Raw genomic sequence first — 5,756 nt, forward strand, 5'->3', positions numbered from 1 at the left:
CCACGCGGTCACCATTGGTCTCAGCAACCAGTGCCACGCTCGGCTTGCCATCTTTCGGATGGGGCAGTGTGAACGCCTGGGCAATCAGGTTCTGATCCAGTTCGCGATCGAAGCGGGCCACCCCTTTGTGGGTCTCCACTTTCAGACCGAGCGCGGTCAGATCGGCATTGATGCTCTCACCGACCTTCAGCTTGTCCAGCAGACCCTGAGCCTTGCCACGGGCAACTTCACCCGCCTTGTCATGCTTGATGGCGGCAATCACCTGCTCTTTCACCTCGGCCAGCGGCTTGACCGCTTTCGGGTGGTGACCAGTGATGTGCAGCACCAGCGCCTTGCCATCTGCCAGCTCAATCACGTCGGAGTTGGTGTTGTCATCGCGCAGCTGTTCGGAGAACGCCACGGAGAGCACCTTGGGATCGTTCAGCGGAGCCGGGGCAGTCGCCTTGGTGAAGTAATCGGAAGATTGTACCTTCAGCCCCATAGCCTCGGCGGTCAGATCCAGCGAATCCGGGTTTTCGAAGCTGTTGTCAGCCATCTTCTGCTGCTCGGCAAAGAACAGCTCCTTGGCCTTGTCAGCTTGCAGACGAGTGATGGTCTCTTCCTTCACATCGGCAAACGGCTTGGTCTGGGCTGCTTCAACACCCAGCAACTTGATGATGTGGAAACCAAACGGGCTCTTCACCACGGTGGAGAGATCACCCGCCTTGTTCAGGGCAAAAGCGGATTTCTCGAAGGCCGGATCCATCACCCCTTTCTCGAACCAGTCCAGCTCGCCACCTTTCTTGGCAGAGAAGGTATCGGAAGAGTCAGCCTTGGCCAGCGCAGCGAAATCCTCGCCCCCCTTGGCTTTGGCCAGCACGGCTTCTGCTTTCTGCTCGGCCGCTTTCTCATCCTTGCCAAACGGGATCAGGATATGAGCTACATGACGACGCTCGGCACGCTGGAACAGATCCTGGTGCTGATCGTAATAATCCTGGGCATCCTGCTCGGTAACCTTGATGCCCTTACTGAGATTGGCGGCATCCAGCAGCAGATAGTCGACCTTGACCTGCTCATCGTTCATGAAACGGGCGCCATTGGTCTTGTAGTACTGCTCCAGCTCGTTGTCGGAGACCTGAACATCAGCCACATAGTTAGCTGCAGCCAAGCGCACCAGACGCAGATCGCGAGTCTGGTTGTAGAGCTTGTCGAGCTGCTCCGCTTCACCCTTGAGGGAGAATTCGGTACCCAGCAGGGCGCCCATCAGCTGTTGACGCACCATGTCCTGACGCAGGGAGTCACGGAACATTTCGGGAGTCATACCGGCACGACGGATCAGCTGCAGATAACGGTCATTATTGAACTTGCCGTTTTCGGCAAACTCAGGCATCTCCACGATGGCTTGCTTGATCTGTTCGTCGCTGATGCGCAGACCCAGTTCACGGGCCTTGCTGTCCAGCAGTGCCTGATCGATCAGGCGATCCAGCACGCCACGGCGGAACTGTTTCATGTAATCGGGGTTCGCGGCCAGCTGGCTGAATGCCTCTCCCATCTGGGATTCCATGCGGGCGCGCTCGTTACGGTAGGCATTTTCCAGTGCTGCAGCACTGATCTCGGTGCCGTTGACAGTGGCGGGGGCGGTACGGGCCGGGCCGTTCAGGTAACTACCTACACCAGCCAAGGCAAAGGAGAGGATGATCAGGCCCAAGATAATCTTGGCTACCTTGCCCTGCGCCCCTTCGCGTAGTTTATCCAACATCATGTTTGTACTTATGCTCCCGAACTCGATGGGCGTAAACAATAAAAAGGCGCACCGATTGCGATGCGCCTTGGTCAATCAGTATGAGAGAGGACTCTCTAACTTGTCTGGTCTGCGACCAAGGACGGTAGCCGACGGATATCAGCGACCGACTTAGTTAACAGCGTCTTTCAGGGCCTTACCGGCTTTGAAGGCAGGAACTTTACCAGCAGCGATTTCGATGGTCGCGCCAGTCTGCGGGTTACGGCCTGAACGGGCAGCACGCTCGCGTACAGCGAAAGTACCGAAACCAACCAGAGCAACCTGGTCACCCTCTTTCAGCGCTTCACCAACAGCATCAATGAAGGCATCCAACGCACGGCCAGCGGCAGCTTTGGAGATATCGGCACCGTCTGCAATCTTGTCAATCAGTTGAGATTTATTCACTCTTATTTTCCCCTTTTATCGAACACCGCTGCAGCACCAAATTCCCTGGCCACAACAAGTGGAGGTTTTATAGCAAGCCTCCTGATCAGTTGCAAGTGACAATCTGGCGCAAACCCGCGCCACACAACGCATTGCGACTCATCACGAGTACCCGATCGGTGGTCAAGGCTACTTCCGTTATCGGGCGCATGCAAGCCTTAACCACCCGCCGAATGCGCCAAATTTGCGGCGCATCAACATTTACACGACAGAAACGCGTTCAAAGCCCTGCGGATTGTCCTGCAACGCCAGTTCCAGTACCTCGTCAATCCAGCGAACCGGATAAATTTCAAGGTCTTGTTTGACGTTTGCCGGGATCTCCTCAAGGTCACGCTCGTTCTCTTTCGGAATAAGCACTCGCTTGATGCCGCCACGATGAGCTGCCAGCAACTTCTCCTTGAGACCACCGATGGGCAGCACTTCGCCGCGCAGGGTGATCTCCCCTGTCATCGCCACATCAGCACGAACCGGATTACCGGTCAAGCTGGAGACCAGAGCGGTACACATGGCGATACCGGCGCTCGGACCATCTTTCGGGGTTGCCCCCTCAGGTACGTGCACGTGAATATCGCGCTTCTCGTAGAAGTCGGCGTTGATACGCAGCTTCTCGGCACGGGCCCGCACGACCGTCATGGCCGCCTGGATCGACTCCTGCATCACGTCACCGAGGGAACCGGTATAAGTGAGCTTGCCCTTGCCCGGCATGTTGGTGGTCTCGATGGTGAGCAGATCGCCCCCCACTTCGGTCCACGCCAAACCACACACCTGGCCCACCTGGTTCTGGTCGGTGGCCTTGCCGTAATCGAAACGCTGAACCCCGAGGAACTCCTTGAGGTTGGCCTGATTGACCTGAACATGCTTGATGCTCTTGTCCAGCAGGATACGCTTGACCGCCTTGCGACAAATCTTGGAGATCTCGCGCTCCAGACTCCGCACACCAGCCTCGCGGGTGTAGTAGCGGATCACCCCGACCAGGGCAGAATCTTCGATGGTGATCTCGGACTCTTTCAGGCCGTTGCGCTGGATCTGCTTGGCAACCAGATGCTGCTTGGCAATGTTGAGCTTCTCATCTTCGGTGTAACCGGAGAGGCGGATCACTTCCATCCGGTCCAGCAACGGACCCGGGATGTTCATGGAGTTGGAGGTGGCCACGAACATCACGTCCGACAGGTCATAATCCACTTCCAGGTAGTGATCGTTGAAGCTGTTGTTCTGTTCCGGATCAAGCACTTCCAGCAAGGCGGATGCGGGATCGCCACGCATGTCCGAGCTCATCTTGTCGATCTCGTCGAGCAGGAACAGCGGGTTCTTCACGCCGACTTTTGCCATCTTCTGGATAAGCTTGCCAGGCATGGAACCGATATAGGTACGGCGGTGACCGCGGATCTCCGCTTCGTCACGCACCCCACCGAGGGCCATCCGCACATATTTGCGACCCGTCGCCTTGGCGATGGATTGGCCCAGCGAGGTCTTGCCCACACCAGGAGGCCCAACCAGACAGAGGATGGGGCCCTTGAGCTTGTTCACCCGCGCCTGTACCGCCAGATATTCGAGGATGCGATCCTTGACCTTCTCAAGGCCATAGTGATCGGCATCCAGCACCTCTTGCGCCTTGCCCAGGTCTTTCTTGACCTTGGAGCGCGCCTTCCACGGCACCTGTACCATCCAGTCCACATAGCTGCGAACCACGGTAGCCTCGGCGGACATGGGAGACATCATTTTCAGCTTGGCAAGCTCGGCCAGCGCCTTTTCACGGGCGTCGTTCGGCATGCCAGCCTCTTCAATCTTGCGATTGAGGGCTTCAAACTCATCCGGGCTATCTTCCAGCTCACCCAGCTCTTTCTGGATGGCCTTCATCTGCTCGTTGAGGTAATACTCGCGCTGGCTCTTCTCCATCTGCTTCTTGACGCGAGTACGGATGCGCTTCTCGACCTGCAGCAGGTCAATCTCCGACTCCATCATCGCCATCAGGAACTCGATGCGTTCGGAAACCGAGACGATCTCCAGCACTTTCTGCTTATCTTCCAGCTTGAGCGGCATGTGAGCCGCCATGGTGTCGGCCAGACGCGCAGCATCGTCGATCGCCGAAATCGAGGTCAGTACCTCGGGCGGGATCTTCTTGTTGAGCTTGATATAGCCTTCAAACTGACCGATGGCGGAACGAACCAGTACTTCCTGATCCTTCTCCTCAATGGCTTGGGAGGGGATGTACTGGGCCTCGCAGACAAAGAAATCCTTGTCGTCGATCATCCGCTCCAGGCGGGCACGTTGCCCCCCCTCTACCAGCACCTTGACGGTGCCGTCCGGCAGCTTGAGCATCTGCAGAATATTGGCCACTGTCCCGACGGTGAAGATCTCCTCCACTGTCGGCTCATCGGTTGACGCATCCTTCTGGGCCACCAGCAGAACTTTCTTGTCCTGCTCCATGGCCGCTTCCAGACAGCGAATGGATTTTTCCCGCCCCACAAAGAGTGGAATGACCATGTGGGGATAAACCACCACGTCACGAAGAGGCAGGACGGGAATCTCGATGCGTTCTGAACGCTCTAGGTTCATATATGTCCTCTCGGCTTGTTATACCGTTGGCAAAGCGCTTGGCTGAGTATATGGGGGCGCTGAGATGAGATTCAATCGCCGAAACCGTAAAAAGCATGAAAGGGGCAAAAAGCCCCTTCCATTTGATTAAAAATCAGACATTTACTCTGATGCAGCAGCCTGGGTCTCGGGATTTTCGTAGATCATCAAGGGCGCGGAGTCCCCTTTGATCACGGTCTCGTCGATCACCACCTTGCTGACCCCTTCCAAAGAAGGCAGGTCATACATGGTATCCAGCAGCACGGCTTCCACGATGGAACGCAGACCACGCGCACCGGTTTTACGCTCCATCGCCTTGCGGGCAATGGCGTTGAGTGCGTCGTCACGGAACTCGAGCTCGACCCCTTCCAGATCGAACAACGCAGCGTACTGTTTGGTCAGCGCGTTTTTCGGCTCTTTCAGGATCTGGATCAGTGCAGACTCGTCCAGTTCGGTCAGGGTCGCGACCACCGGCAGACGGCCGATGAACTCGGGGATCAGACCGTACTTGATCAGATCTTCCGGCTCCACCTTGGCGAAGGTCTCGCTCAGGGTTGCCTTGGCATCCTTGGATTTCACCTCAGCGCCAAAACCGATACCGGTTCCCTTCACGGAACGCTGCTCGATCACCTTGTCCAGACCGGCAAAGGCACCGCCACAGATGAAGAGGATCTTGGAGGTATCAACCTGCAAGAACTCCTGCTGCGGATGCTTGCGACCACCTTGCGGCGGCACGGAAGCGATGGTCCCTTCGATCAGCTTGAGCAGTGCCTGCTGTACCCCTTCCCCGGAGACATCGCGGGTGATGGAGGGGTTGTCCGACTTGCGGGAGATCTTGTCGATCTCGTCGATATAGACGATACCACGCTGGGCCTTCTCTACGTCGTAGTCGCACTTTTGCAGCAGCTTCTGGATGATGTTCTCCACGTCCTCGCCCACGTAACCGGCTTCGGTCAGGGTGGTCGCATCGGTCATGGTA

The 5,756-nt window shown here is 56.9% G+C and carries 4 protein-coding genes; all 4 read right to left on the minus strand.

Annotated elements, in window-relative coordinates; genetic code table 11:
- A partial coding sequence (ppiD, locus tag LD28_RS0110505; RefSeq protein WP_033136918.1) for a peptidylprolyl isomerase occupies positions 1–1,741 on the minus strand: 1,741 nt, incomplete at its 3' end.
- A 150-nt stretch (positions 1,742–1,891) separates the two neighbouring features.
- Positions 1,892–2,164 (minus strand): nucleoid-associated protein HU-beta, encoded by a 273-nt coding sequence (gene hupB / locus LD28_RS0110510; protein WP_005315375.1) that lies wholly within the window; start codon positions 2,162–2,164, stop codon positions 1,892–1,894.
- Between the two features lie 240 nt (positions 2,165–2,404).
- Positions 2,405–4,759 (minus strand): endopeptidase La, encoded by a 2,355-nt coding sequence (gene lon, locus LD28_RS0110515; RefSeq protein WP_033136919.1) that lies wholly within the window; start codon positions 4,757–4,759, stop codon positions 2,405–2,407.
- 141 nt (positions 4,760–4,900) lie between these two features.
- Positions 4,901–5,756: ATP-dependent protease ATP-binding subunit ClpX (clpX, locus tag LD28_RS0110520; RefSeq protein WP_033136920.1), on the minus strand; the 856-nt coding region annotated here is incomplete at its 5' end.

The sequence above is a fragment of the Aeromonas finlandensis genome, assembly GCF_000764645.1.
GTDB classification, from domain to species: Bacteria; Pseudomonadota; Gammaproteobacteria; order Enterobacterales; family Aeromonadaceae; genus Aeromonas; species Aeromonas finlandensis.

Coding starts and splice junctions, on each gene's coding strand:
- lon (WP_033136919.1), bottom strand. CDS start 4,759: ATGAACCTAGAGCGTTCAGAACGCATCGAGATTCCCGTCCTGCCTCTT.